This is a genomic window from Prevotella fusca JCM 17724 (assembly GCF_001262015.1).
Classification (GTDB): Bacteria; Bacteroidota; Bacteroidia; order Bacteroidales; family Bacteroidaceae; genus Prevotella; species Prevotella fusca.
Genome location: NZ_CP012075.1, coordinates 1,178,572 through 1,202,930, shown reverse-complemented (window position 1 = coordinate 1,202,930; position 24,359 = coordinate 1,178,572). Strand labels below are relative to the sequence as shown.

General features: G+C 45.6%; 26 protein-coding genes and 1 pseudogene. 13 read left to right on the top strand and 14 right to left on the bottom strand.

The genetic code is table 11. The features are described 5' to 3' along the window. Nucleotides 1-66: 66 nt before the first annotated feature. From tssO (ADJ77_RS12160) to ADJ77_RS12125, 8 genes are all read right to left on the bottom strand, one after another. Nucleotides 67-516, bottom strand: coding sequence for a type VI secretion system TssO (gene tssO, locus ADJ77_RS12160; RefSeq protein WP_025078618.1), 450 nt, complete (start codon nt 514-516; stop codon nt 67-69). 20 nt (nt 517-536) lie between these two features. Then, complete coding sequence (gene tssO, locus ADJ77_RS12155) at nt 537-1,010, bottom strand: type VI secretion system TssO (RefSeq protein ID WP_025078617.1); 474 nt, start codon at nt 1,008-1,010, stop codon at nt 537-539. A gap of 15 nt (nt 1,011-1,025) precedes the next feature. Further along, on the bottom strand, nt 1,026-2,177 hold the full coding sequence (locus ADJ77_RS12150) for a hypothetical protein (RefSeq protein ID WP_025078616.1): 1,152 nt from the start codon (nt 2,175-2,177) through the stop codon (nt 1,026-1,028). Next, the gene (locus tag ADJ77_RS12145) at nt 2,164-3,048 is read right to left on the bottom strand and encodes a TssN family type VI secretion system protein (protein ID WP_025078615.1); all 885 of its coding nucleotides are present in this window, start codon (nt 3,046-3,048) and stop codon (nt 2,164-2,166) included. The genes ADJ77_RS12150 and ADJ77_RS12145 overlap by 14 nt, the downstream gene beginning before the upstream one ends. A 9-nt stretch (nt 3,049-3,057) precedes the next feature. Then, a complete protein-coding gene (locus tag ADJ77_RS12140; RefSeq protein WP_025078614.1) occupies nt 3,058-3,993 on the bottom strand; it encodes a hypothetical protein in 936 nt (311 codons plus the stop codon). Next, on the bottom strand, nt 3,978-6,419 hold the full coding sequence (locus ADJ77_RS12135; protein ID WP_050696470.1) for an AAA family ATPase: 2,442 nt from the start codon (nt 6,417-6,419) through the stop codon (nt 3,978-3,980). Before ADJ77_RS12135 ends, ADJ77_RS12140 begins: the two co-directional genes overlap by 16 nt. Then, nucleotides 6,416-8,188: a type VI secretion system baseplate subunit TssF gene (locus tag ADJ77_RS12130; RefSeq protein WP_025078613.1), complete on the bottom strand. Its 1,773-nt coding sequence runs from the start codon at nt 8,186-8,188 to the stop codon at nt 6,416-6,418. The genes ADJ77_RS12135 and ADJ77_RS12130 overlap by 4 nt, the downstream gene beginning before the upstream one ends. Nucleotides 8,189-8,419: 231 nt before the next feature. After that, a complete protein-coding gene (locus tag ADJ77_RS12125; protein ID WP_025078612.1) occupies nt 8,420-8,842 on the bottom strand; it encodes a GPW/gp25 family protein in 423 nt (140 codons plus the stop codon). Between the two features lie 694 nt (nt 8,843-9,536). On the opposite strand from ADJ77_RS12125, the gene ADJ77_RS12120 reads away from it, so the two are divergent. After that, nucleotides 9,537-9,968 carry a hypothetical protein gene (locus ADJ77_RS12120; protein WP_025078611.1) on the top strand — a complete coding sequence of 144 codons (432 nt, stop codon included), beginning with the start codon at nt 9,537-9,539 and terminating at the stop codon, nt 9,966-9,968. Between the two features lie 129 nt (nt 9,969-10,097). Beyond that, nucleotides 10,098-10,463: a hypothetical protein gene (locus ADJ77_RS12115; protein ID WP_025078610.1), complete on the top strand. Its 366-nt coding sequence runs from the start codon at nt 10,098-10,100 to the stop codon at nt 10,461-10,463. Nucleotides 10,464-10,549: 86 nt separating this feature from the next. Here ADJ77_RS12115 and ADJ77_RS12110 read toward each other — a convergent pair whose 3' ends face one another. From ADJ77_RS12110 to ADJ77_RS12100, 3 genes are read right to left on the bottom strand one after another with little or no spacing between them, the layout of a single operon-like run. Then, nucleotides 10,550-11,164 (bottom strand): DNA alkylation repair protein, encoded by a 615-nt coding sequence (locus ADJ77_RS12110; RefSeq protein ID WP_025078609.1) that lies wholly within the window; start codon nt 11,162-11,164, stop codon nt 10,550-10,552. Next, on the bottom strand, nt 11,151-12,029 hold the full coding sequence (gene dinD / locus ADJ77_RS12105) for a DNA damage-inducible protein D (RefSeq protein WP_050696469.1): 879 nt from the start codon (nt 12,027-12,029) through the stop codon (nt 11,151-11,153). Before dinD ends, ADJ77_RS12110 begins: the two co-directional genes overlap by 14 nt. Further along, a complete protein-coding gene (locus tag ADJ77_RS12100) occupies nt 12,016-12,633 on the bottom strand; it encodes a hypothetical protein (protein ID WP_025078608.1) in 618 nt (205 codons plus the stop codon). Before ADJ77_RS12100 ends, dinD begins: the two co-directional genes overlap by 14 nt. A 62-nt stretch (nt 12,634-12,695) precedes the next feature. Here ADJ77_RS12100 and ADJ77_RS12095 point away from each other — a divergent pair. The 8 genes and pseudogenes from ADJ77_RS12095 to ADJ77_RS12060 all read left to right on the top strand — a co-directional run. Further along, a pseudogene (locus tag ADJ77_RS12095) lies at nt 12,696-13,027 on the top strand (IS982 family transposase); the annotation flags it as partial. Nucleotides 13,028-13,162: 135 nt separating this feature from the next. Then, on the top strand, nt 13,163-13,636 hold the full coding sequence (locus ADJ77_RS12090; RefSeq protein ID WP_025078606.1) for a hypothetical protein: 474 nt from the start codon (nt 13,163-13,165) through the stop codon (nt 13,634-13,636). A 158-nt stretch (nt 13,637-13,794) separates the two neighbouring features. Further along, a complete protein-coding gene (locus ADJ77_RS12085) occupies nt 13,795-14,679 on the top strand; it encodes a hypothetical protein (protein WP_025078605.1) in 885 nt (294 codons plus the stop codon). A gap of 801 nt (nt 14,680-15,480) precedes the next feature. After that, entirely contained in the window at nt 15,481-15,942 is a 462-nt protein-coding gene (locus tag ADJ77_RS12080; protein WP_042741006.1) for a hypothetical protein, read from the top strand. Between the two features lies 1 nt (nt 15,943). After that, nucleotides 15,944-16,261: an immunity protein Tsi6 family protein gene (locus tag ADJ77_RS12075; protein WP_025078604.1), complete on the top strand. Its 318-nt coding sequence runs from the start codon at nt 15,944-15,946 to the stop codon at nt 16,259-16,261. A gap of 36 nt (nt 16,262-16,297) precedes the next feature. Next, entirely contained in the window at nt 16,298-16,978 is a 681-nt protein-coding gene (locus ADJ77_RS12070; RefSeq protein ID WP_042741011.1) for a HEAT repeat domain-containing protein, read from the top strand. A gap of 4 nt (nt 16,979-16,982) precedes the next feature. Next, nucleotides 16,983-17,309, top strand: coding sequence for a hypothetical protein (locus ADJ77_RS12065; protein ID WP_042741005.1), 327 nt, complete (start codon nt 16,983-16,985; stop codon nt 17,307-17,309). Between the two features lie 45 nt (nt 17,310-17,354). Next, on the top strand, nt 17,355-18,224 hold the full coding sequence (locus ADJ77_RS12060; protein WP_025078602.1) for a tetratricopeptide repeat protein: 870 nt from the start codon (nt 17,355-17,357) through the stop codon (nt 18,222-18,224). Here the strand turns inward: ADJ77_RS12060 and ADJ77_RS12055 are convergent. Beyond that, nucleotides 18,202-18,444 carry a hypothetical protein gene (locus tag ADJ77_RS12055; RefSeq protein WP_025078601.1) on the bottom strand — a complete coding sequence of 81 codons (243 nt, stop codon included), beginning with the start codon at nt 18,442-18,444 and terminating at the stop codon, nt 18,202-18,204. The genes ADJ77_RS12060 and ADJ77_RS12055 overlap by 23 nt on opposite strands. A gap of 19 nt (nt 18,445-18,463) precedes the next feature. Here ADJ77_RS12055 and ADJ77_RS12050 point away from each other — a divergent pair, with 19 nt between their 5' ends. From ADJ77_RS12050 to ADJ77_RS12040, 3 genes are all read left to right on the top strand, one after another. Next, a complete protein-coding gene (locus ADJ77_RS12050; RefSeq protein WP_025078600.1) occupies nt 18,464-18,937 on the top strand; it encodes a hypothetical protein in 474 nt (157 codons plus the stop codon). Between the two features lie 8 nt (nt 18,938-18,945). Then, complete coding sequence (locus ADJ77_RS12045) at nt 18,946-19,542, top strand: SMI1/KNR4 family protein (protein WP_025078599.1); 597 nt, start codon at nt 18,946-18,948, stop codon at nt 19,540-19,542. Nucleotides 19,543-19,677: 135 nt separating this feature from the next. After that, the gene (locus tag ADJ77_RS12040; RefSeq protein WP_025078598.1) at nt 19,678-20,118 is read left to right on the top strand and encodes an SMI1/KNR4 family protein; all 441 of its coding nucleotides are present in this window, start codon (nt 19,678-19,680) and stop codon (nt 20,116-20,118) included. Nucleotides 20,119-21,213: 1,095 nt separating this feature from the next. Here the strand turns inward: ADJ77_RS12040 and ADJ77_RS12035 are convergent. Next, a complete protein-coding gene (locus ADJ77_RS12035; RefSeq protein ID WP_025078597.1) occupies nt 21,214-22,425 on the bottom strand; it encodes a coiled-coil domain-containing protein in 1,212 nt (403 codons plus the stop codon). Nucleotides 22,426-22,666: 241 nt separating this feature from the next. Beyond that, nucleotides 22,667-24,121: an OmpA family protein gene (locus ADJ77_RS12030; RefSeq protein WP_244148561.1), complete on the bottom strand. Its 1,455-nt coding sequence runs from the start codon at nt 24,119-24,121 to the stop codon at nt 22,667-22,669. Nucleotides 24,122-24,359: the final 238 nt, after the last annotated feature.

Here is a 24,359-nt window from a genome sequence, read left to right as displayed (position 1 = left end):
AAAACCAAATGTAGAGAATAATGTCCCCGGGTATCAGACGACATGTTACAAGGCGTTAGTAACTTGTCACCTGATCTGTCCCTTCAGCATTTCAAGCATATGCTTTCTATCCTCTTTGGTCTTTGATGTCCAATAGAGTTTCTGCTTGATGTCGAAATAGTCCTGGATAGTCTTGAACGACTGCATGCAGTACAGGTACTTCGCATTATAGGAATGCTGTCGGTAATTGTTCTGCAGCTGTGCCATCCTATCCTTGATTTCGCTGATACGCTGTGACTGCTGTATCTCGAAATTAAGCGAGTCAATGTCCTGCCTCAGCACTATCATCTTCTCTGCCATCTGCTTCTGGTCTTTGAAGATTGTCTCCGCTTCATTGATTTCAGCCACGGCATTTCCTGTTATAGATACAGGAATGGGCATGACGTACTTGCACAGGAGGATATAAAGCAATGCCACTGAGAAAGTCAACAGAAGTGTGAACTTTATGGTGGACCATATCTTTTCGTCTTTAGTCATAATGATAACTTGTTTTAGTATTATCTGTTTATAAGATTCTGCGCCTTCTCTATCTGTTCCATGATATAATCAAGGTCACGTTTCTCGTCAAAGTAAGTAGCAGTGGTTTCCTGCGTTGCCTGCAGCTGATTGAACAGGACTTTGTAGAGGACGTAGTGGGTGGTGTCAACATCTCCCCGATAGATTTCGTCCTGCATTTCCTGTATGTGACGGGCAATAATCATGTGGTACCGCGCCTGCTCGTTGTCCGTACGTGTCTGAATGGTGAGATTGTTCATATCCTTGAACATCTGGTCCATACGGTAGTTGTATCCAGCCTGTTTTCTGAACACCTCATCATACCGTGCTTTCTTTTCATCCAGCAGGCTGATACCCCTTTCGGCTGTCTTCAGCGTACAAACGGCGAAGAGCACGAAGAGCAGCATCGTGAATCCGAAGATGAAAGCAAAGGAGTTCATTGCCTGCCGGCGTTCTTTTCTGTTCTTTTCTGTCATAGCCAAGTCCTTCTATTAATCCCAAACCTTCCACGACTTCCTCTCGCTCTCCGGAGTCTTGCCGCTATTATCCTCACTGATGATGATATTCTCCTTGATAAGTCCGACATACTCCAGTTCGCTGAGCTTATGGAAGAGCGTGTCGATGATATTCAGGAAAGATGCAATACCCTTAAACAGCCTGCTTATCTCAAGATGGTTGTACTGCAGGTGTGCAATATCGCTTGTCTTGTGCATGAAGTCAGACGGCTTGATGTTTGTCCATTCGTCAAAGTACTGCAGCAGTGTCTCAAAGTCCTTCTCAGGCAGAGAACGCAGCGAGGTCAGCAGCAGGTTGGCAAGTGCATTGGCAAGGCGTACGATATAGACAGGCGATTGTTCGCCGGCAATGTTCTTCAGCTCAAAGATATGCTCACAATAGAAGTTCTTGACAACATCGCATATAGTAAAGGTGTTATCAGCCAGCATGCTGCGATGAGGATTGGAGATATTCTTTGAGTACACCTTCAAGGCGTTGCTGTGTATGCGCTCAAGTACTGTAGTCATGTTCTCCAGGAATCCCAAGGCTCTATCGGAGCAGTTTACCCGCTGGATGGCAGGGATATATTCATCATCATTGGTGAATGAACCGCCGTCAATGATGATCTTACCTGCAACAACGCTGTTGCCTTCAAGGAAGGTCTTGTTCAGGTTCTGCTCTAATACAAGCTGAAGCGTAACCTCCGGCAGGACGTATGGATGATGGAGAGGGGTTGTCTCCGGGTCAGGAACACCCACAGGCAGCATCTTGTAAGGGTTCACCGTAAGCAGGATACATACGACCTGTCGTGTGGAGAGGTCTATGTCCACATCTTTCAAAGTACATTTCGGGGTGAAGTCACCATACAGTTCTTTCGTGAACAGGATGTGGAAACCATTGCGTGTAACAGCATTGCATGACTTCAGCTGTACGGACAGTGTCCCTGCCGTCTCGCCCTTTATTTCCAATTCAATAGAACTCTCATCGCCTTCGGACTTCTCTCCAAAGCCATAGTTATAGCTTGTAAGACCCTCTTCACGGTTCAGTCTTACCATCTCTACTACATTGTAATGGGTCTCAAAGAAATGGGTATTGTTGATTTTCTGTCCGTTTACCCAGTTTATAGGCAAATGCTCAATCTTCTTCATGCTGTATGTGATTTATGCTTTTTACTCGTTTAATATAGATAACTTGGTTTTTCTTTATTCCGTTCTCAGATGCCGTGAGGCGCGGGTCCAACATGCGGATGAACAGTGGATACTTGAACCACTTGCTTGTATAGAATATCCAGCCGCTTTCGCTTCCTTCCATATTGATTTCAATCTGCGACTGCGGGAAACGGCGGTTCTGGTCCTCTACCATCCAGTCAAACCAGTCACCGAGGGCTATTCCCTCAGCCAGTCTGACGGAAAGGGAGGTATAGTCGTAATCACCGACATGCCTTTTCAGCTTCACCTTCACCGTTATCGCCTTGAAAGTGTCGAGGTTGTCCCAGTAATTGCGGTTGAAGCCGCTGTGGTTGATTCGCCACAGGTCGTAGATGGCAGGCTGTATGTTTCTGAAGAACTTGAAGCAGCGGAAGACAAAGTAAGGAATCATGAACCAGCAGACTGCGGTCATCGCCCACGGAGTGTATTCCAGTCCGCCGCTGATCCAGTTGAAGACAAGGTAGTAAATCCATACTCCGAAAATTCCAGAGAGTACCGTCACAAGAACCTCTATAGACATATCATCGTTCTTCTTGCTGATAAACGTGCGCAATGCCCAGAGATAGGCAAAGCCCAGAAGAAGATAGGAAAGGATCGTGAGTACAAGACCTCCCCATACATATTCGTTCTTCAGATAGCCAAGCAGAGAGGGTACTCCGAGGAAAAGCCCCGCCAGCAGGGCGAAGACGATGATACGCTTCATACCCAGCTGCTGCCGGACAGACTTCAATGCTCCCATGACGAACATCATGATCGTTGCAAGAAGCGGTGCCAGCAGATATTTTAGAAAGAAAAGTATTAATGGTTTCATTATTTCTTTTTATAAGTTAGTATCGTAACCCAGATAGTTCTGTCCTAAAACAAGTTCCGTATTCGTGGTGACGGTATATATAATCCTTACAGCTCTGGACGAGAGCAGGAAGAATGACAACACGTATCGCACTGTCTCCATCTGGCGCAGCAGTACATCTTCCCGGATGGATTCAGGGAAGCATAGCTTTACCTCCACGTCATCCAGCTCACAGAGCAGCTGACCGTCAAGCCCGAAGTCAACGCCTAAGCTGCAATCGCCCAGACTGCTGTAAGGCAGTCCGTCCTCATAATGATAGACATACCTTATCTTCGTGTCGATGTTGCAGACGATGGAAAGCAGTTCTTCCAGTGCAGGGAGATTCTCCTTGTAATACTCCACCTTCTGCAGACACAGGAACATCCTGTATCGTTCGCCCGTTGTCAGTGGGGCTTTCTTAGGAAAGAAGAGATTGGCAACGTTCTTGAGAATTACATTCTCATAGGGGTTGTCGAACAAAGCCAGCTGTCGTTCAAAGATGCGGACGCTGTCATTGAACATGATTGTATCGAAAGGAGAGAAGAAACGGATTGCCTTCTCGGCTTTCTTACGGTTCTCACGGATGGCATCCACAACTTCCTTGTTGCTCATTCCCGGCGAACTGAGGGAGATGGGATGGAACAGGAACTCAGGCAGCTGATGGTAGAAGCCGTTGCGGGCAAGATGCAATATCACCCGTTCCCGCAGATTTCCGTCCTTGTAGATTTCTTCCTTCTGCAAGTCGATGATGTCCTGAGACTTCACACGGCTGTTCATGCCGTGGCTCAAGACGATGGTCTTGTCAAGCAACTCCTCTCCAGTGACAAACTGCAGTTCAGCATAAAAGACCTCTGCAATGAGATGCCGCGCATCACTGTTGCAGAATGCCTTTAAGTCCCTGTTCGGAGTTTTTATGCGTGATTCCATTGCAGATTTCCGTCTTTATAAGTTGCTATTATATGGTCGCCGGACTTGATGGTCTCTGACACAATCAGTTTGGAAATCGTCTTCTTGAGGTAGGTTCTTACGACACCTGCAATCGGACGGGCACCATACTGTGGCGAAAAGCCCTTGGATGTAAGGTAGGCAATCGTCTCCGGTGCCAGTTCCAGCTGGATGTCCTTCTGTTCAAGCAGCTGCTTCTGCAGGCGTGAGAACTGGAGAAGGAAAATCTGCTGGGCAACAGCCTCGGTGATGGGTGAGAACGGAACAACCTCTGTCAGACGGCCGAGGAACTCGGGACGGAAGTACTTTGACATCACCTCAATCAGCTCATTGGAGGTGGGCTGGTGTCCCTGCTGTATCTGCTCGGCAATCCACTGGCTTCCGATATTTGAAGTGAAGATGATGATTGAGTTGGAGAAGTCGCCCTCACGTCCCAGCTTGTCATGCACCTTTCCTTCGTCCATAATCTGGAGGAAGATGTCATAAACACTGCTGTGTGCCTTCTCAATCTCATCAAAGAGAACGACAGAATAAGGTTTCTGGCGAATCTTCGTCACAAGCAGACCACCCTCCTCATAGCCCACATAGCCCGGAGGAGCACCATAGAGCAGTGCCGCTGAGTGTTCTTCCTTGAACTCGGACATATCGAAACGTATCATTGCCGTATCGTCATCGAACAAGAGGTTGGCAAGTGATTTCGTCAGCTCGGTCTTACCCGTACCGGTAGGACCGAGGAAGAAGAATGAGCCGATAGGCTTCTTCGGGTCGCTGAGTCCGCTTCGTGACTCGATGATGGCATCCGACAGCGTGCGGATGGCCTTGTCCTGTCCCTTGACTCTTTCTTGCAGTTTGGACTCTATACCCAGAAGACGGTCTTTCTCCTGTGCCTGAATCTTACCGATAGGAATGCCCGTATCATCCGCCACAACTGACTCAATCTCCAGCGAACTTACCTTTTCAATGCCTTTCTTTGCAATGACTGACAGCTCGTTCAGCATCTTGCCGAGCTTGTCCAGCTTCTCCTGCGTTGAATCATCATCGGTGAGGACAAAGTCGTCTTCTATCTTTGAAGTCAACACAACGCTCACCTTGTTGAAGATGGTGTGATAGAGCAGATGCAGGTCGAAGTCACTCACGTTCTCTATCGGCATCGTCTTGTACTTATCATACTGTGCAAAGAGCTGCTCAACGATGCCTGCTGCGTTCTTGTTGCTAAGTCTTACGGAAGCTGCCGTACTGTCAACAAGGTCTAATGTTGAAGCTGGCTGGCTTCTTTCCTTGTAATATCTGTTTGAGAGATTGTAGGCACTGATGAACGCCTCCTCAGTCATCGGCAGACTGTAATATGCCTGCAGGATGGTTCTATGCCGCAGCAATGCACTGCGAAGAATGTTCGGTTCAAGTTCCTCTACGTCGATGATATTCAATCGGTTGGCTATCGAATGTTTCTCAATATGCTTGCGGAAGGCATCCATTGAGAGCACCATCAGCAGTGTGACCGCACCGTCACAAATCTGTGCGTCAAGGTTGTTGAGGATATAGGTTGCTGCCGTCGGATTACCGCTTTCAAGCAACAGCTGCAAATCATCAATGACCAATACTCCACGGCTCTTTGCCTGGTTCATCTTCTGCAACAGACCTGTAATCTTCTGGGTAATCTCTGTTTCATTACCCGACTGTGCCAGTATCTTCGATGTGTTCAGCCCGACCAGCGATGTCTGGTTGATCATCTCGTCCTGGTTGATTTCCATTTCGTGTGCAAGGGCTCTGATAATGCCCGTCTTGCCGACACCGGGTGCACCCACAAGCAGGATTCCCTGCCGTTCGGAACGCTCCAGCGTCTCCAATATCAGACGGATTTCCTTGCTGCGACCGATGATTGACTTCCCTTCTTCCAGGAGTTCAGCCCGGCGGAGATCAGATACATACTGGATGGAACTGCCCATATCCATCTCTGCCACAGGGGACAGAGGGGAGGTGGATGCATCGAAATATTCCATTATCTCATCCTCAGTCACACCGATTGACTCTATCTGCTGATGGGAGTAAACCACGCCATCACGGATAATAGCCGCAAACACACACAGCGCATCCACAGAGTCTGTGCCGAGCTTTATCTTCGAGCGTTCTGCCTCATCGAGCACCGTTTCCACCTCATGGTCGGGGATAATCTCACCCGAATCGTGCTCAACGCCAACATACATCTCACGATAAGTCTCAAACCAATCGCTGATATAGGCTACCTCCTTCTGCATGGAATTCAGAATCTCACGCAGACCAGTCTGCTCCGTCAGCATAGCAATGACAAGATGGGCAACTCCAAAGGAAAGATGCTTGTCCTGATGCGCCAACGCCTTTGCCAGCTTAATGGCAGCTACGAGGCTGTTGCTGTAATTTTGTGTGTTCATACGAAGAATATCTTATAAGGAGTGTTACTAACTGAACGTTTTGACAGCTCTTCCTCCAGGAAACATGTCATTGCAGGCAAATCAGTGCGCTCTGCCTTGCCAATCCGTGAGAGACGGATCCTTACTTCCGTGGTGCGGATGATGCCACGGCGTATGTCGGGAGAGATGGCTATGCCGTCTTTGATGTCTATACCGTCGGCCGACTGCCCTAAATGGCACTGCAGGAAGCTCTTTACATCCTCATTGGTCACGATGCGGTCACGTGTCAGAAGCCCATAACGCAGACGGTTGATGAGGTCGTGCTCGTTGTTATGCGAGTTGCCCTGCTTCGTAACAGTCTGGAAACTGATACCACGCATGGAGAACCTCGCATTGTCGAAACGGAAGAAGGGTGCACGGTTGTCAAGTCCGTTGGCTATCTCGCCGTCGGTGGTCCAGTAACGCACCTCACCACTGTGAACACCCTTGTAAGGCTGGGTGAAGAGAAAGGTACGCGACATGCCCTTGGTTTGAATGGCATCGTAGGCAGTCTTCTCAATTTCTTCAATCTTGTTATACAGTTCACCCAGCTGTGCAATGAGTACGCCCACATTCAGGGAATTGAATGCGCTTCCGTCCTCCCGTGCCAGCTGCAGCAGCTTGAGAATCAAGGTGCGTGCATTGTCGGAATCGAACCTTTCAATATTGCCATAGTAAAGGCTGTAGGTGCCGAAAGACTGCTCGCCATAATGCTGTGCAACATCAACATACTCATGGTTCAAGTCGTCCTGAAGCGACTCGACATTCAGGATGAACTGCGAATTGTTGCAAGGGAGCGGGATGATGCTTCCCTGCTTCGTGAAGTCATGACGGTTGACAGCCAGGTTTCTGTTGACAGCAGGGTAAGTGTTCAGCAGCACACGGACCTTCTCCAGGTTGGTGTGAAGGAAAGCCTGTGGGAAACACAGTTTTATCCAGAACAGATTTTCCCTGCCCGTTGTAGTCTCCTCGGCATTCCACTCAGCAGGAAAATCGCTGAAAGGTCGGGACGAACGATGCTGTTTCTCAAGATCTATCTGGATGAAACTATTGGCATAGTAGGAGGTTATATCCTCAAAGTAGGGATACTTCTCACTGTTAGGCAGCGGGAAGTCGGGGACACTCACGCCCAAAGGCTGTCCGTTGCTGCCATACGCCTTGATTTCCTTAACGAAGGGAGCCAGATGGTTGTTGTCGGGAAGAATGCAGAAGACGATATGCTTTGTAAGGCGCAGCTGTTCTTCTGACAGTTTCAGCCCCACCCACATGGAGTCCTCATTTCCATCCGGAAAGTCCACCGGGAGCTCCTCATCATACTGGTCGTCTTCCGTATAGCGTATCAGCTTCTGTTCAAGTGCTATCGTATTGATTCTTGCATTTAACAGAGGATACTTGCTCAAAGGTGAGAACCCAATATCAATCTGTCCACGCTCAAAGACCATCTTCTTCGTGTAGAAGAGGTCGGTCGGAGAAAGCCAACGGACATCATCATTCTGCGGGGTAACAGTCAGCAGGGCATGGGCAGGCGAAGGGAGTGACCACTTATGGGGTACAAGCAGGCGTGCCAGACGGTGCAGGATGCTTGCATCCGACTCGTCTATGCTCTGGTAAAGTCTGCTGCTGTTATATGCTACTACGTCAAGTATCAGGTCAATGACGGGGTCCATCTGCCCCGGGTCTGTGATATTCCACAGATCCATTGCAAACCGTTGCAGACGTTCCTTTATAACCTGTTGCCTTTTGTCAATCATATTTTATCTTCTACTATAAGATGTATTTTCTTTGTATTGGCTGTTTTGAATTGTGACAAATTACTCTTCAACAAAAAGAATGCTCCCCTTCTGAAAGGGTTTCATCCTTCTCGCTTGAATACCCTTGGACAAGCCCTGCTTGAATACAATAGTATTAGGAATGACAAAGAATAAAACTGGTGTATCTCGCTTCATCATCTCACAACTTTCTATCCGTCAGCCTGTTCTACCCTACTGGGATATCGGACTGATATAAAGATGCGTGCTGAACTTGAACTCCTGGTCATTCCTGACCATGATTCCATTTACCCACACACGTACACGCTGCCGGGCATTAGGATACTTATTCCTTACGTCTTCCTCAACCTCTGCAAGTTCCACTCTGACGTGAACATCTTTCAGGCGCGACTCGTATTTCCTTATCGTGGCTTCAAGTGACTGTCTGACAGTCTCTTCCCAGTCGGAATTGCGCAGGACCTGATTAAATTCCAAGTCCCAGATGACAGAGCCATAGTCTTCCTTTCCCTCGACTTCACCATAGCGAGAGACTACCAGCATCATGATATGCTGGGCTATAGACTCCTCATAGGAACACCGTTTCAGCTGTCCGTTCAGGGCTCCTGAAAGGTTTAATGGCAACTTCAAGTAATTCATTTTTCTAAATAAACTAATGTGCAAATTTATATTATTTTTAACGAAAAAGCCAATCTTTTCCCGTTTTTAATGTTTTGATAATGTTTTTAACCAAAACTCACCTATCACTATCCTCCAACCCTTTTCTGACTGTCTGCGGCATAACATTTCCTCACCTTTACAAGTTATTGATATTCAACCCATCTCCTCCTGATGCCCTCACCGCCTTTCCCTGCCCTGCCTTAGTATTTTCTCAACAGGGCGCAAACGCCTTTTGCATTTGATAACATCTTCTTCTGAAGTTGACGGGTTGACAAGGTTGCGAGTTGACAAGGTTGACGAGTGAACGAGCTGACAGGTTGTTAGTCTTGCCATTTGCATTGTTCATTCTGTTTAATTCAGTTCTTAGAGTCTTTCTGTCTAAGTCTGTTCATTCTGTCTTTGAAACAGGCTATCGTCTGAACGCCTCTGAATGGGAGTTAGAGATAAAAGATGTAAACTTCTACCACAAACCAGGAAAAGTTTATATCTTTGAAGGCTGCAACGGGTGCACCTGTGGTGTGGGAGGATTAGAATGTGGCACGATTATCTGATGTCCCAGGGCTTCCCCCCACTTCAGAAGGGCAGAGAAGCCCCCCGCAAAGAACATCGGATGCCTTAAAAAAGAAAACAATAAAGGCAGGCACAAGGTTTAGGAACACGAAAACAAACATATATGGATAGAATTGCAGAAATCAAGAAAGAGATAGAATCAATCAATACCATCGATGATTCCAATATCATCCGATTAGAGTCATTGTGTGAAGAAATACTTGCACTGAACAAGGAAGACCGGCACACGTCCATACTTATGGAGCCGCTATTCAGGATTCTTGAAAGGAATCCTGAATATGATTTCGGCATGCCCGGACTGATAGTGCACACTTTAGAAACATATTACAGGAAAGGACTTGAGGAGGAATTGCCCAAGTCACTTAACAGGAAGCCGACATTTTATACGATATGGATGCTGAACAGGATCCTGAACGGGACTTCCGATCCCAAAGAGCAGGAACGCTATCTGGAAATGCTGAAAGCCATTCTCCGCATGGATGTTCCTGATTATCTGAAGGAACAAGTACAGCATTTAATTGCCTTACACGCTTAACCTTACAGCAGCATCAGAATGACTGGAAACAACCACAAGTGCTGAAGGAATCTGAAAGTAACCTGACAATTACGGCATTAATGGCAGCATTGCCATTGAAAGATAACTATCAAGAACATTCTTAGGTATATGAAAGCATTGGTATCGCCTCAGGAAAGGGCAGAATGGAAGATAAACAAACAAGATTTCATTGCAGAATTGCAAGCAAAATACCATATAACCCGACTCGAAGAAATCACGAATACCAAAAGAAAATACTGCTATGAATGGACCATAAAGACGGACCATCACTTCCTCAATGGTATGCTCGATGATTCGCTGAATTGTGTGTGCATAGAGACTGATTCTGCGGATTTAGGCTGTTCTTTTGCGCTTTGGACAAGGACATTCATGCCCGACGGTGCAGAAATAATGCTTTACGATGAAGACTTTATAAACCATATCTATTTCAACAAAGATACTGACATCGGTCAACTGATTAAGGTTTTCCGATAACTCTCCATGTGTTGTATATGCATTTGCTATTTCTGCATTTCTCTTTTCTGCACGCTTTTTGTGAATAGCTTTATTCATTGCAATCTTTATTTCAACAACTTAGTTGCAAGTTTATAAGTAAACATAACTCGCGGATTGGATAAATCCCATTGCCGTACTTCAGCTCGTATCAATTCACAATGTTTCTTGCTTATATCCTTCAAAGCGTTTCCCACGGATTTCCGAAGATACTCGCTCTCATGTGCTTTGTGCTTACTGATTAATGCAATGGCAATTGCAGGATTATCTTTGAAGAATGGGCGACTTGTCCAAATCCTTAATCCTTCCATTACGGCACGGACTACATTCGGATTATCGTCATCTATCCACTCTTCGATGACCGGCAAGGACGTTTCATATCCTCTGTGTTTGCACACCTCATCAAATGCCTTTGCAAGCATTTCCTGCACACGCCAATTTTCATCGATGCTTACTTGTTCTTTCAGAAAACGAAGTATATCATTATTCGTTATTGCCAATCTGCCCAATATCGTTGTTGCCAACATTCGGACTTGATAGGCTTTGTTCTTGAATAGTTCGAAAGCAAGTTCAAAACATTGTTCCTTAGGGTATGTAGAAAGGATTTCATCAGCTCCATCAATGATGTGCTGAAAACCATGCTCTATTTGCAGTATCTTGTTTAATATATTATGAATCTCCATTCTTATTCTTCGGTAGTTTTTGTGAGGCTTGTTCTATCTTTTTCTCATCTCGTGCAACCTTGCGTTCCAGTTTCTTAATATCTTCTGCGGGTGGAAGCTCTTCAGGTTTGATGCCACGCTGTCCCAACATATCACGCACGCTTTGGTTGTTCTGTATGTGTTCGTACGTAATAGGTAGTTCTCCGTGCAAATCTTTGTTTTCTACGTTGTAGTTAGTCATTTCCGTAGCAAGGTTCTTGGCAGCTATGGTAAGGGTGGGCAGAAAGTCAGCCAGCGGTCTGTTGGATTTCACCCCCAATCGGTTCTTCATATCTTCTGTGGTGTGTCCTCCGAAAAGTGCCGTATCGCCTTTAGAACGTATGCGCCCGAAGCCTTTGTCATCAACTCCTCGCTGATATATGTTCTGCGACAATTGTTTTTCTGCCATTCTCAATTTATCACGGGTTTCTAAACGAGACAACAGGTTCAGTCGCTCTTCTATTAACTCTGCTTTTCGTGTTTGTACAGCAAAGTAGCTTTGGGCGAATGCAATTTCTTCTTTCTTTGGATCACCGTTTTGAGCGATAAGGTAGCAGGCATAGCGAGTAAGCATAAAGTCGGATACTTCTCGTTTTCCGCCTTTGCCTATTTCTATCATTTTCGTGACCTCACGAAAATGATCATCAACATTGATTCCTTGTGCTTTACACGAATCTACTGCCCGTCGTATGGCAACAAGAAAGTTCTCCCAACGTGCATAGCCTAATATTGTTTGCAGTTCGCGTGCAAACCAAACTTCTACCTGTTCTTCGCTATCGTCACTCTCAATGTATCTGACAATACTATCGAACGATGATTTATATTGTAATATGCTATTCTTGTCCATTGTCTTTTTCCTCCATCCATTCTGTATATTTACTATATTCAGTATCCAGCAAAGTTTTTTTATCTTCTTTGCTCATTATTCCTTTTTTAGCTTCTTCTCTCATTCCATACCATTCAAGAGCAAGCCATGATTGCATTAGTGTTATGAACCTATCAATATCTTCTGTTTTATTCTCTGCTTGAACTATTTTATCAATCATTTCAATAGCTTTCCTATCCCAATGCTCATTATCCTTATCAGCAGGATTCATCAACAATTTTAATTTATACGACAATTCTTTCAGTTTTTCATTGTCGTTTCTTTCAGCAGTTACACAAAACTCTTCAACAGCTTTACGAAGTTCTGCCATATATTCCTTTCGAGCAATTGTTATGGTATTGATAAAAGTATTTTTACTTGACTGTTTTATAGTTGTGGAGTTATTCTTTGTACTAGCAAAAGCTGCAACTATTCCTATTATTAAAGTTGCCCCTACTTGTCCTATTCCTACTTTTTCTGTTAAGAAAATCTCTATTCCTATTCCTAATAATGATAGAATAGCTATTACAATGAGTATATTTCCTCTTTCCTTCCGACGTATATTATTTATTTTTATCCAATCCATTTTTCAACCTTATAATTTAATGTTAGTCTAACCGTTGGCGGAATTAAATTAAGTTGCCAAACATGCCTGAGAAGTTGCATATATCGTTGATTTTTAGCAACTTAGTATTGTACAAATAATTAAGTTCAAACCAACATATGCACAACCTTTACACAAAATTCGTCAAAATCATTGAGATATGCAAGCGATTTTCTGAAAATATCGTCAACGAACACCGTAATAACCCTCGGCGTGGTCCGATTCCAAAGTTCTCGGACTTGGAGGTTGTGGCATTGTCGTTGGCAGCAGAGTCAGAAAGCATTGACAGCGAGAAGTGGTTGTTTGAGTATAGGCTACAAGAGTATAAGGACAAGTTCCCACCCTCATCTCACGCAGACAGTTCAATCCAAATCGGTTATTAGGAACAACTTGTCCGTGATTAATGATGTAAATTATTGAATAACAACTATTTTTAACATCATATTCTAATGGCGGACATTAGAAATCATTTAAATTTGCCTAATGAGATTGTGGGTTAAAAAACAGTGAAATGAGAATTAACTTTGAAGGGATAAGGGATACCGGATCAAGAGCGTATCTTTTTGCGGAAGTTCCATCAGGGGCAGTAGTCCCTGATGGAAAGAATGATATTTTAAAACGGAACAGGAGTGGACTTCTTGACAAAATAATTGATGCTCATCGTCCATTTCTGCCTCAAACCGGTGCTGTACTGAACAGTAATTTTATCATTATCACACCAACGAACAACTTTTTCTATGGCTTTTCCTATAATAAAGACCTCATCGGGTGGAGTCAGCAGATAGAAAAAGGAGCCCGACTTCTGAACGTAAGGACAGGGAGAATAGTCGATGAGGAATACTTCCTAATATCAGACGGAACCCGATTCAGACTGTCTGATTGTGAATTTGAACGTTACAATTTCAAGTTCAAGGATGAAGACGGGAAATGGAAGACGCATAAAGAAAGAGAACGAATCAAAAAAGAATCATTGCAGACGGAATGATATGGGAAGCTGAACGGAGATGCAACAGGACCTGTCCCGAACAGGCAGGAAAGGCATAAGAAGTTCAACAGGAAGCTATTACAAACAGTTCAGATGCAAAGCACATTAAGACGAATCCTTACGGGATAAGCCAACAACAAGGAACAGGTAAACAGTATATGGAGAATATCAGAAAATCCGCACAGTATGTACTTGCGAAAAAGGAATATCAGTTAGACAAGCTGCAGCATTTCCATTCCACTTCAAACGAAGATATATACAGCTATATTCATGGGAAAAAGAGCCGGGGCATTATCGGACTCAAACTCGAAAGAATCTCTAACTGGCAGCATTGGAAGTTTATCCATTCTTTCCTGAATGAGGAGAAAGTAGACAACAGTCTGCTGGCTTTGTCGACATATTATGCGGTAGAATCCGTTGCCTGGGATTTCTTTCTGGGCAAGGATATAGCACAATATGCGGAGTCTGCAGCCTTCCATGATGCTGTCAAGCATCTTGCGCAGGCTTTACTCTTGGGATGGGAGTCATTAGCCGTGCGCTATGGCAAACTTTTACTCAATATGCTTTATGGCAAACAATATAAAGGCTGGCATCCCTCCTATAAGCATCCTTGGTTCATGCTTGAGGTATTCTGCAGATGGCAAGGGATAAAGTTGGACTACAGCCGTCTGAATTATCCCGAAGACATGGGGGTGTATGCGCAGGAACTGGAGCATTGGGATACTGACAATCAGGAACTTCTATCCAGACTGGTAAACGAACTGGTTGATTTCCACATCGCAGAATCTGATGAGAATGAACACAAGGACCATACGCCAGACTTCCCCTCATCGGATTATTTCATCTATCCTGTTGAGATTCTCTTATGGCTGAATATCCGTGAAAGAATGGGACTGACGGAATACATTGCCGACAATGACCTCATGAAGATGCCCATTAACAACTGGCATACACAACAGGTTGTGGTACCTGTAATCGGGCTTGTCGAGCAGGCAAAGATGAAGTTGCAATCCGAATGTCCAAACACACGGCTTGAACTGTAGCAACGGAACCGGCTTGAACCAAAGCAGGATTCTATTGCTCGATACCCCTGAAATATCTTTACATAAAATCAAGCCTATGCGGGTAAAGAAACAAGGGAAAAGGGATTTTCGACCGCCTTTGCAACACACAGAGCAACAAGGACTTATAAAACCGTGCAAGAAAAGGTGCTTAATTGGACTCCAATAGGGCGTTAGTTGCACTTCAATTAACGCCCTATTGAAGGGCAAGTAAGGCTTAATTCAAGTGCAAGGGAGCATCATGAGGATTCTGCATTGTGAATTTATTTTACAGGAGACGTACCGTTGTCTTCCTGTGACACGGTTTTATTCCCTGCCAGGGCTTGCGCCTCATCCTCGATGAACCTCCCGATGGCGGTGCTCCTGTCAGCTGATATAAGGTGAAGGCAGGTTCTGAAAATTACCCTTACTGCATTTTTTAACTTTTAGCTGAGCAGGTTCTGCTTACTTCTTGAGGGAGCATAGCGGACTATGCGACTGAAAGCGTAAGCGGAAGATGCCCGATAAAAGCAAAAAGACAGCGAAGGGCAATACAAGAAACAACAACTGAACGTTAGCGCGGAACTTCAGAACATGCCTGAAGATAATCCCATCAACGGCATTGCGAATAAGATTATTTTTCCTATCTTTGCCGACGGACTGTAATCCCGTGGCGGAGAACAACGGGAATCCTTCACGTCGTGACGGATGGCGCACGGCTGCATCATGGATGCGAGGAGGACACGTGCTGCAAGACAATTTAAAAAGTGGTGTGAACCAAGTGGTAAAATACAGTTTACAGATATGGAATATACAATCCACCCTTTAACAGGAGTCAGTCAGTTTTCTTTTGGAGAGTCCCGAAGCAGGCTCTCTTCCATGTCAGGCATAAAAGCCACGAAAACTTTTGAAGAGAGCAGTGGAAGCAATAAGTTCATAGTAGATGATTATGCCGACTTCCTTGCGTATTACAACCGGGAAGACAGCAGGTTGTTCTATATGACCTTCGTCCCACTGCCAACGGTAACGCTTCTGCTTGACGGCAAGGACCTGTTCAGCATGCGCTCACGGGAGATATATGAATACCTGTCTGCCTACGATCCAAACCTCTTTGTTGAGGATTATGTCGGCTTTGGTTCAACCCTTTTGGGGATAGATGTTTATTCCCCGGGATTTACTGATGATGCCGATGCAAGATGCGAAGGGATAAGTGTTGCCGTAAAAGGCTATTTTGATGCTGTTTACAAAGGAACTGAATTTAAGTAAGATGTACAAAAGATTAAGCAGAAACGCCACAAGAAGCTATTACCGAAGTGTCATAAACCGGGCGATTGAAGAGACTAAGGAGTTGATGGAAATGTCGCCGCAGATAGTGATGTACCGGTCCATATACAATCAGTTGCTTGACTTGAGGACGAAGGTGGTGGAGAATCATGTCGTCATATCAAAGTCAGAGCTCTTTGGCAGGTACTCCCTCGGGACAATAGCCGTGAAGAACTTTGACGAAGAGCATGACGAATATGCCCAAAGACTATGTGACAGTTATTCCGGGGCACTCGATTATGACCGTATGCCGGAAGAGTAACATTGACGGGCGGGGCTATAAAACATGGATTTGACTATGGATTACGAAGGAATTTCATCGGCTTACAAGAAAGCCTTGGAAACTGACAGCTTTAAGGTGCACAATGACTTCCTGAATGTCCTGTTGCAGGACTCTTCGGCAGAAGGCATGGAACGTCACTATGCTTACTTTAACGAAACGGACAACGATGACTTGAAAAGAATCTTAGGAAAGGGGTTCTTGAAGAGGGGGGACGGGGGACTGTCGTTCCTGTTGGGGAAGCTGGGCAATGAGGCGGACAGCCTTGTCAAGTCCAACATCATCCACCTTATAGGACTGACGTATGACAAGAAACACCTGCCCGCCATCGTCCCTTTCCTTAAAGATGACGACCGGGAAGTGAGGTGCAAGGCTGTTATCGTATGCGGATGGCTGGGCGATGCGGAAGCGGTTGACGTCCTGAAAGCACATTACCCATCTGAGGAAGTCGGCCTCTTGAGGGGCTTCACGGTTTCTGCCATGCGTCAGATATACTTCAGACATTCGGAAACAAAAGACGAGATTGTGGATTTTATCCGTACCTGCCTGCCCGAGGAAACGGACGAAGAGGCTCTTGCCATTATGATAGTAGTCCTCCAGGAACTCACAAAGGTAAAGTATGGTCTCAAGGAAAATCCCTGCTCCGGCGAGGTATCGGGCGATGTGGCAAAGGCAAAGTGTAAGATTTTAAACCTATAGGCTTATGATAAGAATGTTTTGGAATGACGGTGTGTCAAACAGTGGCATTGCCGCAAATGATGCCATAGAAGCATCATTGGACAGCGTACTTGACAGGTTCTTTGACTTGTCAGAAGATGAGGACAGCTTTCTGGGGTTGGAAAAACCGGACGATGAAGTTGTCCAGTTTGCCTACCTGAGAGATAATATTTGGCTGGTAGACATACCCGTCCCGGCTGAAGGAGGCTCATACGTGAAAGAATGTGAGTACCGGGACTGTGTGGATATTATCAAAAGATACTATACTGATTCATGGGAAATCCCATCCCAGTTTGTGCTACAGAAATGGTAAGACAACCGCTTATTCCCCAGCAATACAACAATTAAAACTAATCTTATGGCATTATTAGAGCAAGAGAAGTTCGATAAAGTTATCGCCTATGGCAAGCAGGCTTTCCAGGAACTCGAGAAAGAGAACTATGAAATGTTCCTTGAGTTAGGGGAAAAAGGATGGGAGCAGTTCCCCTCACCTGTTGAGAACTGGAACCAAGCCTATAACTATGCTAAATCCTTCTTTAACAACTCTTTGAGTCATGGCGACATTGAAGAGGCAAAGAAGTGGATCAACAGACTTATCGAAAACAACAATAACCTTCACTTATCCGATGAGGAAACCATGCACCTGATGGGCAAGTACTGTTTTGAGAAAGGTGATTATGACGATGCAAGGAAACACTGGGACATGGTGGTAAAGGCTGCTGGTCACAGATATTTCCAGGACGACAAGCGTGAATACCTTGACTTCTACAAGAACTCCCAAAAGGATGAAGAGGATGAAACCCTGCCCGACTCCCTCTTTCAGACAATCTGCCAGAAACTTGACAAGGGCGACGAGGCTGTGGCTGAAGAAAGGTATGAGGATGCAATAGCTGCCTATCAGTCGGCGATAGACATTCTTCCAGAACCCAAATCAGACTGGGATATTTACACCACATTGGTTACATCCCTCGGTGACACCTATTATGAAACCGGGCAATATACGATTGCTGACAGCTACTATGCCACAGCCTTAAGGGATGGGAACGGGATAGAGAACCCTTACGTATGGTATGCCAACGGCAGGAACCTTATCAAGATGGGCGAAACAAAGGCGGCACAGGACTCCTTGATGCGTGCCTACATGCTGGATGGAGATGAAATCTTCACCACTGACGATGACGAGTTCAAGGTGTACATCAATGACTTTATTTCCAAGAAAGAGGAATAGATGTCAGCCTTGGGAAGATAAAGGGGAACATCAGCATGGGTGTTCCCGTCGTCAGTTTCCGGCAGAACAAACCTTTTCCTGACTGCAAGCTGCTCCCACGACGGCTGCACTCTGCACCGTGCTTGCCATCAGCACCACATGTGCAAGGCATCAGCACAGCAGTTGGAAACGGCAAGAGAGGGGCATTACTGCCAATGGCAGATTGGCAATTGACCAACATATAAAGTATTTGAAAGGATATGGCTGGGGAATATAAGAACAATCAACAAAACAATACTTCCTTCATCAGGCAATGGGTGGAGCGGTGTGGTAATACATCCCAAGACTTTCATGATGACTACCACATTGACGAAATTGTCGATAGTCTGCCAAAAGACAAGGATCTGTGGTGGGATGCTTCCGTGCATATTTATAATGACTTTACCCGTTACATCAAAGAACTCAATCTTGAAATTGGGGTTATGTTATGTGTTAGCATAAGTGACTCCTACACGAAAACCCGCCTTCCTTTTAAATGGGACAATGCTATTCTGAAAGGAGTTGACACCCCACCCTCGCTCTATATCTACAACAAAGATAATGCGGATGTTATTCTCTGGCTGAAAAAAAGCAGCTTATCGGAATGTAAGTATATAAAAGGCACGAAGGTGTATTACCATGAAGTCAAAGAAGCAGATGATTGCTATAAGACAATATTCATAACTCAAGGATAGAGAAAACAATGAACAGATTTCGTAATTTAGAGCCATTGCCGTCAGATGACGTGATGACGGAGAGGCTGGAGGAGCTGAAGAAAGCCATCGGAACAGACCTCCTTCCATCGTTAAGGGACTTCATACAGGCAAACAATGTCTGCATGTCACGGCTGAATCATTACAAGAAGAAGGGCATCGAGTTCTCAATTGATTACTTCTTAGGCTTTTCCTCAAAGAAAAACTACGACATAATCCACATTATCGGGGTGTATGAAGGGCGGATGCCTGACGAACTCTTCCCCATTGCTATCGTTGATGGCGGCGACCTGCTGTGCATGCACAAGGGCACGGGCAACATCTATTACTGGTTCCATGAAGAAGATGACTGGGGACTGGAGGACAACCAGAAGTACCCGGCTCAAGTGGGTACGGACCTGAACAGCTTTATGGAAAGCCTCACGACTTCGCCCCAGCCCACCCAGGAAGAGCTCCGGCAGGTGATGAAGCAGGGCAGTGTTACCATTACTCCTTTATATGTTGAGTATAGGAACAACGAACGGAAAGCACAGGGACTTCCACCTCTCACCTTTGAAGAATGGGACAAGTTACTTAATAACAGATAGGTTTTCACGGAAAGGGAAGTAACCATCGGGAAAACGTCCGGCATCACAATGAAAAGGAAACCACTATCGAGGGGATTCACGCAGCGTGGTGGTGTCCCTATTAAAAAGAACAACTGAAAATTAACACACGTATCTATGGAATTCAATGTATTATCCACAAAAACAGCCGTCTTCAATAAAATAGAGGATGACTTCTCATTCTGTTTCCCCGAAGACTACAAGTCGTTCCTGTCCAAGCACAACGGGGTCAACATGGAGGACTATCTTGTCAAGGTGAAAGAACTGGACGAGGATGTCATGCCCAACAATCTGTTCAGCACGGATGATGCCTTGAGCAGGGCATTGACGCTTGCGTATTGGAACCGGGAGTATGAGGAGGACATACCTGAACATTCCCTGCTTATAGGCGACTTTCAGGACGGGGGCTTCCTGCTCCTGATGCCAGAGGGAGAGAACAGGGGGCTGTATTACTACGACCATGCGTACGTTTTTGAACAGTCGGATGATGACTGCAACACGTATTTCCTGGCAGAGACTTTCAGCGACTTCCTGAACTGCATGAAGACTGCCCGATAACCATCCAGAGAACCCTCACGGCTTGGTGCGGATTTTCTCACAGATGAACACAGAAGAACAGATTTGACGGAGCAGAAGGCACAAAGACCTAAAGGCCGAAGAACTCACAGAAGCTCACGCCATTGCGGGTGGTTTAAGTTTTATGATTACGACGACCGTTATATCCCTTTTCACACGCACCCTGTCAACTCGTTCACTTGTCAACTTGTTCACTCCTTTTCACACGCACCTTGTCAACTTGTTCACTCGTCAACTTGTTCGCTCCTTTTAATACTTTGAAAAGGCAGACAACGGATTGAAAAATCATGACATAATTTCGGATAAAACACCTACAGATAAAGGCAAAAACACGTGTAAAAAGCAAGTCTGCAACCAACAGTAAATCAGTTAGTTATAAGGTAGTGCAAGAAAAGGTGCTTAATTGGACTTCAAAAGGGCGTCAGTTAGACCTCAAAAGGGCGTCTATTGCAAGCCAATTGGGCGTCTTTTCAAAGCCAAGAGACCATATGTTGGTTTTGAACTGCATGAAAATAGTTTACAAACGTTGAGTGATATGGGAACAAGTCGTTTGTAGAAGACGGAAAGACACGGTATCTGTTTGCCTTTTCTGCATTTTTATTTTGTGCATTATCCTTTTTGTGAGACCGTCTGATTTTGGATGGTCATACCATACAGGTGTATAAGCCTTTATCCTGTTTCCGATCTACGCATTTAACGGAAGAACCCAAAGAACTCACCCTGTCAACGCCTGAAAAGCAGTATCAGATGCTGAAATAAGAAAAGAGCCGGTTCTGGAATATTCCAGACCGGCCCTCAACGTGTGGCTAACTTAGTTAGTTGTCGTTTAATTGAAAGGTCACCTTTTCACCAAAGGCTCGGCTTTCGTACTACAGGATTTAAAGAATGAAATGTCTTACTAAATTGAATGTTCAAAAACAAAAGTATATATGCATCTATTATATTTTCTTCTTTCTTGTCTGCTTCCCTCCAGCCCAGCGGCTGGAGGAAAGTTATTAAGAGGGTTTTATGAATTTACGACCTTCTCTTCAGTGATGGAGTTTATTGGCTTCATTCCACCTTGTAACAGTAAAGGCATTATTCGTCTGGTTTCTTAAGAAAGACCACAGCCCGTGCTTTGTTCTTAGGATCAAACTTTGCCTTATTTACTTTATAATAAGTGAAATCACCATCAAAGAACATCTTTTCTTCCACTTTTACATGGAAGTCAACGCCAAATCCTCCCAATAAACCAGTATCAAAGTCCAAATCTCGCTTTACTCCACCAGCCGGTGCTCCGTAGTGAGTCTCAAAGACCATATCACCTCTCCTATGAACCTTACCATTTGTATTAAAAACAACATATTTGATTACAAATTGAGTTCTATCTTTAGCATGACCTAATGATCCCCACTTTCTAATACTGTACACCTTAGCCATTCCGTATCTTCCTTCGTCCGTTCTAAAGTAGAATGTACCGTTATGAAGTTCGAATGACTTTGAGTTCATCCTATCAATAGATTCCACTATACTGCCAAAGGTAGCACTGTCTTCTTCATCAGAACCACCAGATCCACCACCGGAACCACCACCGGAACCGCCGCCGGAACCAATCTTACCTTTCAGTTCTTCGAGCTGCTTTACGATGTCTGCGAGAGCCTTGGCTGCGTCAGTATTGCCACTGTTCACAGCTGCAACAAGTTTGTCGATAGCTTCGGTGGTCTTGGCAATCTCTTCAGAGACCTTGCCTTGTTCTGTACCCACCTGATCCACCTTATCCTTCAGTGCACCGAGAGCATCAACGACAGCGTTGAACTTAGAGCTGTAGTCAGGCATGGTGCTGATGGCTGCTTCAATGGCAGAGAGATTGTCGCTGTAGTCAGGAAGATTGTTGATGGCAGTCTTGATTGCTGCGAGCTGCGAGCTATAGTCAGGCAGTGAGCTGACAGCCGTCGTCAAGAGTTTCAACTTCTCTTCGACTGACAATGTCTGCGCCCGTATAGCTCCCTCTATTGCAGCAAGTTTTGCTTCAAGCGTAGACTGCACAGAGGTCAGCACCTCTACAATTGCCTGCATCTTCTTTTCCTGTGTAGTATTCATCTCGTCGATGGCCTTGGTAAGGCTCGCAACAGCCTGTTCGTTCTTCAGGAAGCCGTCGTTGATAGCCTTCACGACCTTCGAGAAGTCGTTGGTCACCGACACGTTCATTGTGTAATTAATTTCAGGTGCATCTTCCTGGCACGCAGTGAAGAGCACAGGTGTTGCCAGCAGCATGGTGATGGCGAACAGGAGTGATTTAAGATGTCTCATAATGGTTGTTTTAAGTGAGTCGGGGAGCCGGAGAAACCGAAGGACTCATGATAACCGTCCTGTCGTTACATTCCTCTCATCACTTCCCGTACCCGCATTTTTACTTGTTTGCTTCTTTCCTTTCAACTTGTCAACTGTCAACTTCTTTGCTTGTCAATCAGTCAACCCGTCAACTTTCCCATGATTAACTCGTTCACTCGTCAACTCGTTTACTTATAAACTCGTCAACTCATAAACTTGTTCACTTGACTAATTTAATCGTAACTCTTCGTCCTTCCGCATCGGGTTTACCGTCCTGTTCGCCGATGGCAACCTGCGGATGGAGGTCTTCCTTGGCAAATCCTTCCTTCAAGAGCACCTTGACCACACGCTTGAGACGGCGTTCGGAGAGTTTCTGATTATAGCCTGTCGGGCCGGGCGTACTGGCTTCGGCGATGATAGAGAGCTGATGTCCACGCATATACGACGCAAAGTACCTGAGATGAGCAAGCTCATCACGGCTTATGCCGGCACAGTTATGGGCGAACTGGACATAGTGTGAGATCTGAACGGCAGGACTCTGGGCATTCATGCTGCTTTCATATTCAGAGAGACGTTGTTGCAAATCAGCATTCTTCTGTTCTGCCCGCTGCCGTTCAGTAGCCTCCCGGTCGGCACGTTCCCTGCTTTCCGCAGCCTCTTTCTGGAGTGCATTCACACGGTCGTTAAGCAGGGAAAGTTCCCCTTCATAGTAACCCTGCTGCACCTTTGCACGGCTTGCAACGAAGTTGTAGCGCACGGTGGCAAGGGCAAAGACATAGTTCTTCGGGGCAATACCTCCACGGCTCAACAGCCAGTCCATCTCTCCCTTCAGTCCGACTGTGAAGCGGCGGCTCACGTCAGCCTCAACATGCAGCGTTGTAGGGATATAGAGTTTGTTGAAATCCTCATGCCGGTTTGTCGTGCGGACATTGCCGGTGAGGGTCAGACCTGACTCATCATCGACGGTTACATCACTTCCGGCAGGTGTCGTCTGTCCGTTCTGCGTCATTGTGTTGTTGAAGAATATTCCGTATTCATTGCCCTTGATAAAGGAATATCCCATGCCTGTCCCCACCCAGACATTGAGCCACTGCGCACGCCGTGCACGCCACAGCTCCATGAAATTGAACTGTACGCCGAGCTTGGCATTGTGGAAGTTCATCACATAGTTACCATACACCTTGACCGGCATCGTCCGCATATCAGGGTTGGAGAAACGCTGTTCACGGCGATAGCGTGACCACAGATACTCTGCTCCCACACGCACCCACGGACGGATGGTGAAGTCTACGCCACCTCCGACGGCTGGCGACTGGTTGTAACTGCGCTTGGCATCAAGGTTCTGATACCATACGTCCGTAGCCCATGACAGTCCACCCTCGGCATAGATACTCCATGTCCGGGTGTATACAGCCTCCGCCCATCTTACCGAAGTGAGCGGATTACTGCCTCCCCCTTCCTGCGCCTGTGCACTGACGAGTGCACCTGCTGAGAGCATCAGGATGAGTCCTATTCTTGCCCATCTTCCGCTGAGCGGCGGTATGAGCGGTTTAGTTCGCATTCTGTTCATAATAGATAAGGTGCCTCCCTGCTGTAACTCCCTGCGGAGCAACGCCGTGTCGGAGGTCTGGGCGTTATGGTTATCGTCACTGTCAAGCAGCTGAGCTTTGACCATGTTGCAGTTATTGTTAATATCTGAGAAGTGGGATTTCTTTTAGTTACAGTTAATATCTGAAGTCTGAGTCTACGTTTACAGTTAAGTGTCTGAGCTCCGGCATTCATGCCTTAGTCATCGTTAATATCTGAGCTCTGGAAGTATCTTTATAGTTACAGTTAATATCTGAAGTCAGAGTTTACGGTTGCAGTTACAGTCAAGTGTCAGTCTTTGGGCTTACAGCCTCAATGCCGGTCGT

Excerpts from the sequence above, each read along its gene's own strand:
- ADJ77_RS12145 (WP_025078615.1), bottom strand. The coding sequence starts at position 3,048 with ATGAAACCATTAATACTTTTCTTTCTAAAATATCTGCTGGCACCGCTT.
- ADJ77_RS12045 (WP_025078599.1), top strand. The coding sequence starts at position 18,946 with ATGAACAGATTTCGTAATTTAGAGCCATTGCCGTCAGATGACGTGATG.
- ADJ77_RS12065 (WP_042741005.1), top strand. The coding sequence starts at position 16,983 with ATGATAAGAATGTTTTGGAATGACGGTGTGTCAAACAGTGGCATTGCC.
- ADJ77_RS12130 (WP_025078613.1), bottom strand. The coding sequence starts at position 8,188 with ATGATTGACAAAAGGCAACAGGTTATAAAGGAACGTCTGCAACGGTTT.
- ADJ77_RS12030 (WP_244148561.1), bottom strand. The coding sequence starts at position 24,121 with ATGGTCAAAGCTCAGCTGCTTGACAGTGACGATAACCATAACGCCCAG.
- ADJ77_RS12135 (WP_050696470.1), bottom strand. The coding sequence starts at position 6,419 with ATGAACACACAAAATTACAGCAACAGCCTCGTAGCTGCCATTAAGCTG.
- dinD (WP_050696469.1), bottom strand. The coding sequence starts at position 12,029 with ATGGACAAGAATAGCATATTACAATATAAATCATCGTTCGATAGTATT.
- ADJ77_RS12080 (WP_042741006.1), top strand. The coding sequence starts at position 15,481 with ATGGAATATACAATCCACCCTTTAACAGGAGTCAGTCAGTTTTCTTTT.
- ADJ77_RS12150 (WP_025078616.1), bottom strand. The coding sequence starts at position 2,177 with ATGAAGAAGATTGAGCATTTGCCTATAAACTGGGTAAACGGACAGAAA.
- ADJ77_RS12035 (WP_025078597.1), bottom strand. The coding sequence starts at position 22,425 with ATGAGACATCTTAAATCACTCCTGTTCGCCATCACCATGCTGCTGGCA.
- tssO (WP_025078617.1), bottom strand. The coding sequence starts at position 1,010 with ATGACAGAAAAGAACAGAAAAGAACGCCGGCAGGCAATGAACTCCTTT.
- ADJ77_RS12085 (WP_025078605.1), top strand. The coding sequence starts at position 13,795 with ATGGAGAATATCAGAAAATCCGCACAGTATGTACTTGCGAAAAAGGAA.
- ADJ77_RS12125 (WP_025078612.1), bottom strand. The coding sequence starts at position 8,842 with ATGAATTACTTGAAGTTGCCATTAAACCTTTCAGGAGCCCTGAACGGA.
- ADJ77_RS12040 (WP_025078598.1), top strand. The coding sequence starts at position 19,678 with ATGGAATTCAATGTATTATCCACAAAAACAGCCGTCTTCAATAAAATA.
- ADJ77_RS12070 (WP_042741011.1), top strand. The coding sequence starts at position 16,298 with ATGGATTACGAAGGAATTTCATCGGCTTACAAGAAAGCCTTGGAAACT.
- ADJ77_RS12060 (WP_025078602.1), top strand. The coding sequence starts at position 17,355 with ATGGCATTATTAGAGCAAGAGAAGTTCGATAAAGTTATCGCCTATGGC.
- tssO (WP_025078618.1), bottom strand. The coding sequence starts at position 516 with ATGACTAAAGACGAAAAGATATGGTCCACCATAAAGTTCACACTTCTG.
- ADJ77_RS12110 (WP_025078609.1), bottom strand. The coding sequence starts at position 11,164 with ATGGAGATTCATAATATATTAAACAAGATACTGCAAATAGAGCATGGT.
- ADJ77_RS12055 (WP_025078601.1), bottom strand. The coding sequence starts at position 18,444 with ATGTTGGTCAATTGCCAATCTGCCATTGGCAGTAATGCCCCTCTCTTG.
- ADJ77_RS12140 (WP_025078614.1), bottom strand. The coding sequence starts at position 3,993 with ATGGAATCACGCATAAAAACTCCGAACAGGGACTTAAAGGCATTCTGC.
- ADJ77_RS12050 (WP_025078600.1), top strand. The coding sequence starts at position 18,464 with ATGGCTGGGGAATATAAGAACAATCAACAAAACAATACTTCCTTCATC.
- ADJ77_RS12090 (WP_025078606.1), top strand. The coding sequence starts at position 13,163 with ATGAGAATTAACTTTGAAGGGATAAGGGATACCGGATCAAGAGCGTAT.
- ADJ77_RS12100 (WP_025078608.1), bottom strand. The coding sequence starts at position 12,633 with ATGGATTGGATAAAAATAAATAATATACGTCGGAAGGAAAGAGGAAAT.
- ADJ77_RS12075 (WP_025078604.1), top strand. The coding sequence starts at position 15,944 with ATGTACAAAAGATTAAGCAGAAACGCCACAAGAAGCTATTACCGAAGT.
- ADJ77_RS12120 (WP_025078611.1), top strand. The coding sequence starts at position 9,537 with ATGGATAGAATTGCAGAAATCAAGAAAGAGATAGAATCAATCAATACC.
- ADJ77_RS12115 (WP_025078610.1), top strand. The coding sequence starts at position 10,098 with ATGAAAGCATTGGTATCGCCTCAGGAAAGGGCAGAATGGAAGATAAAC.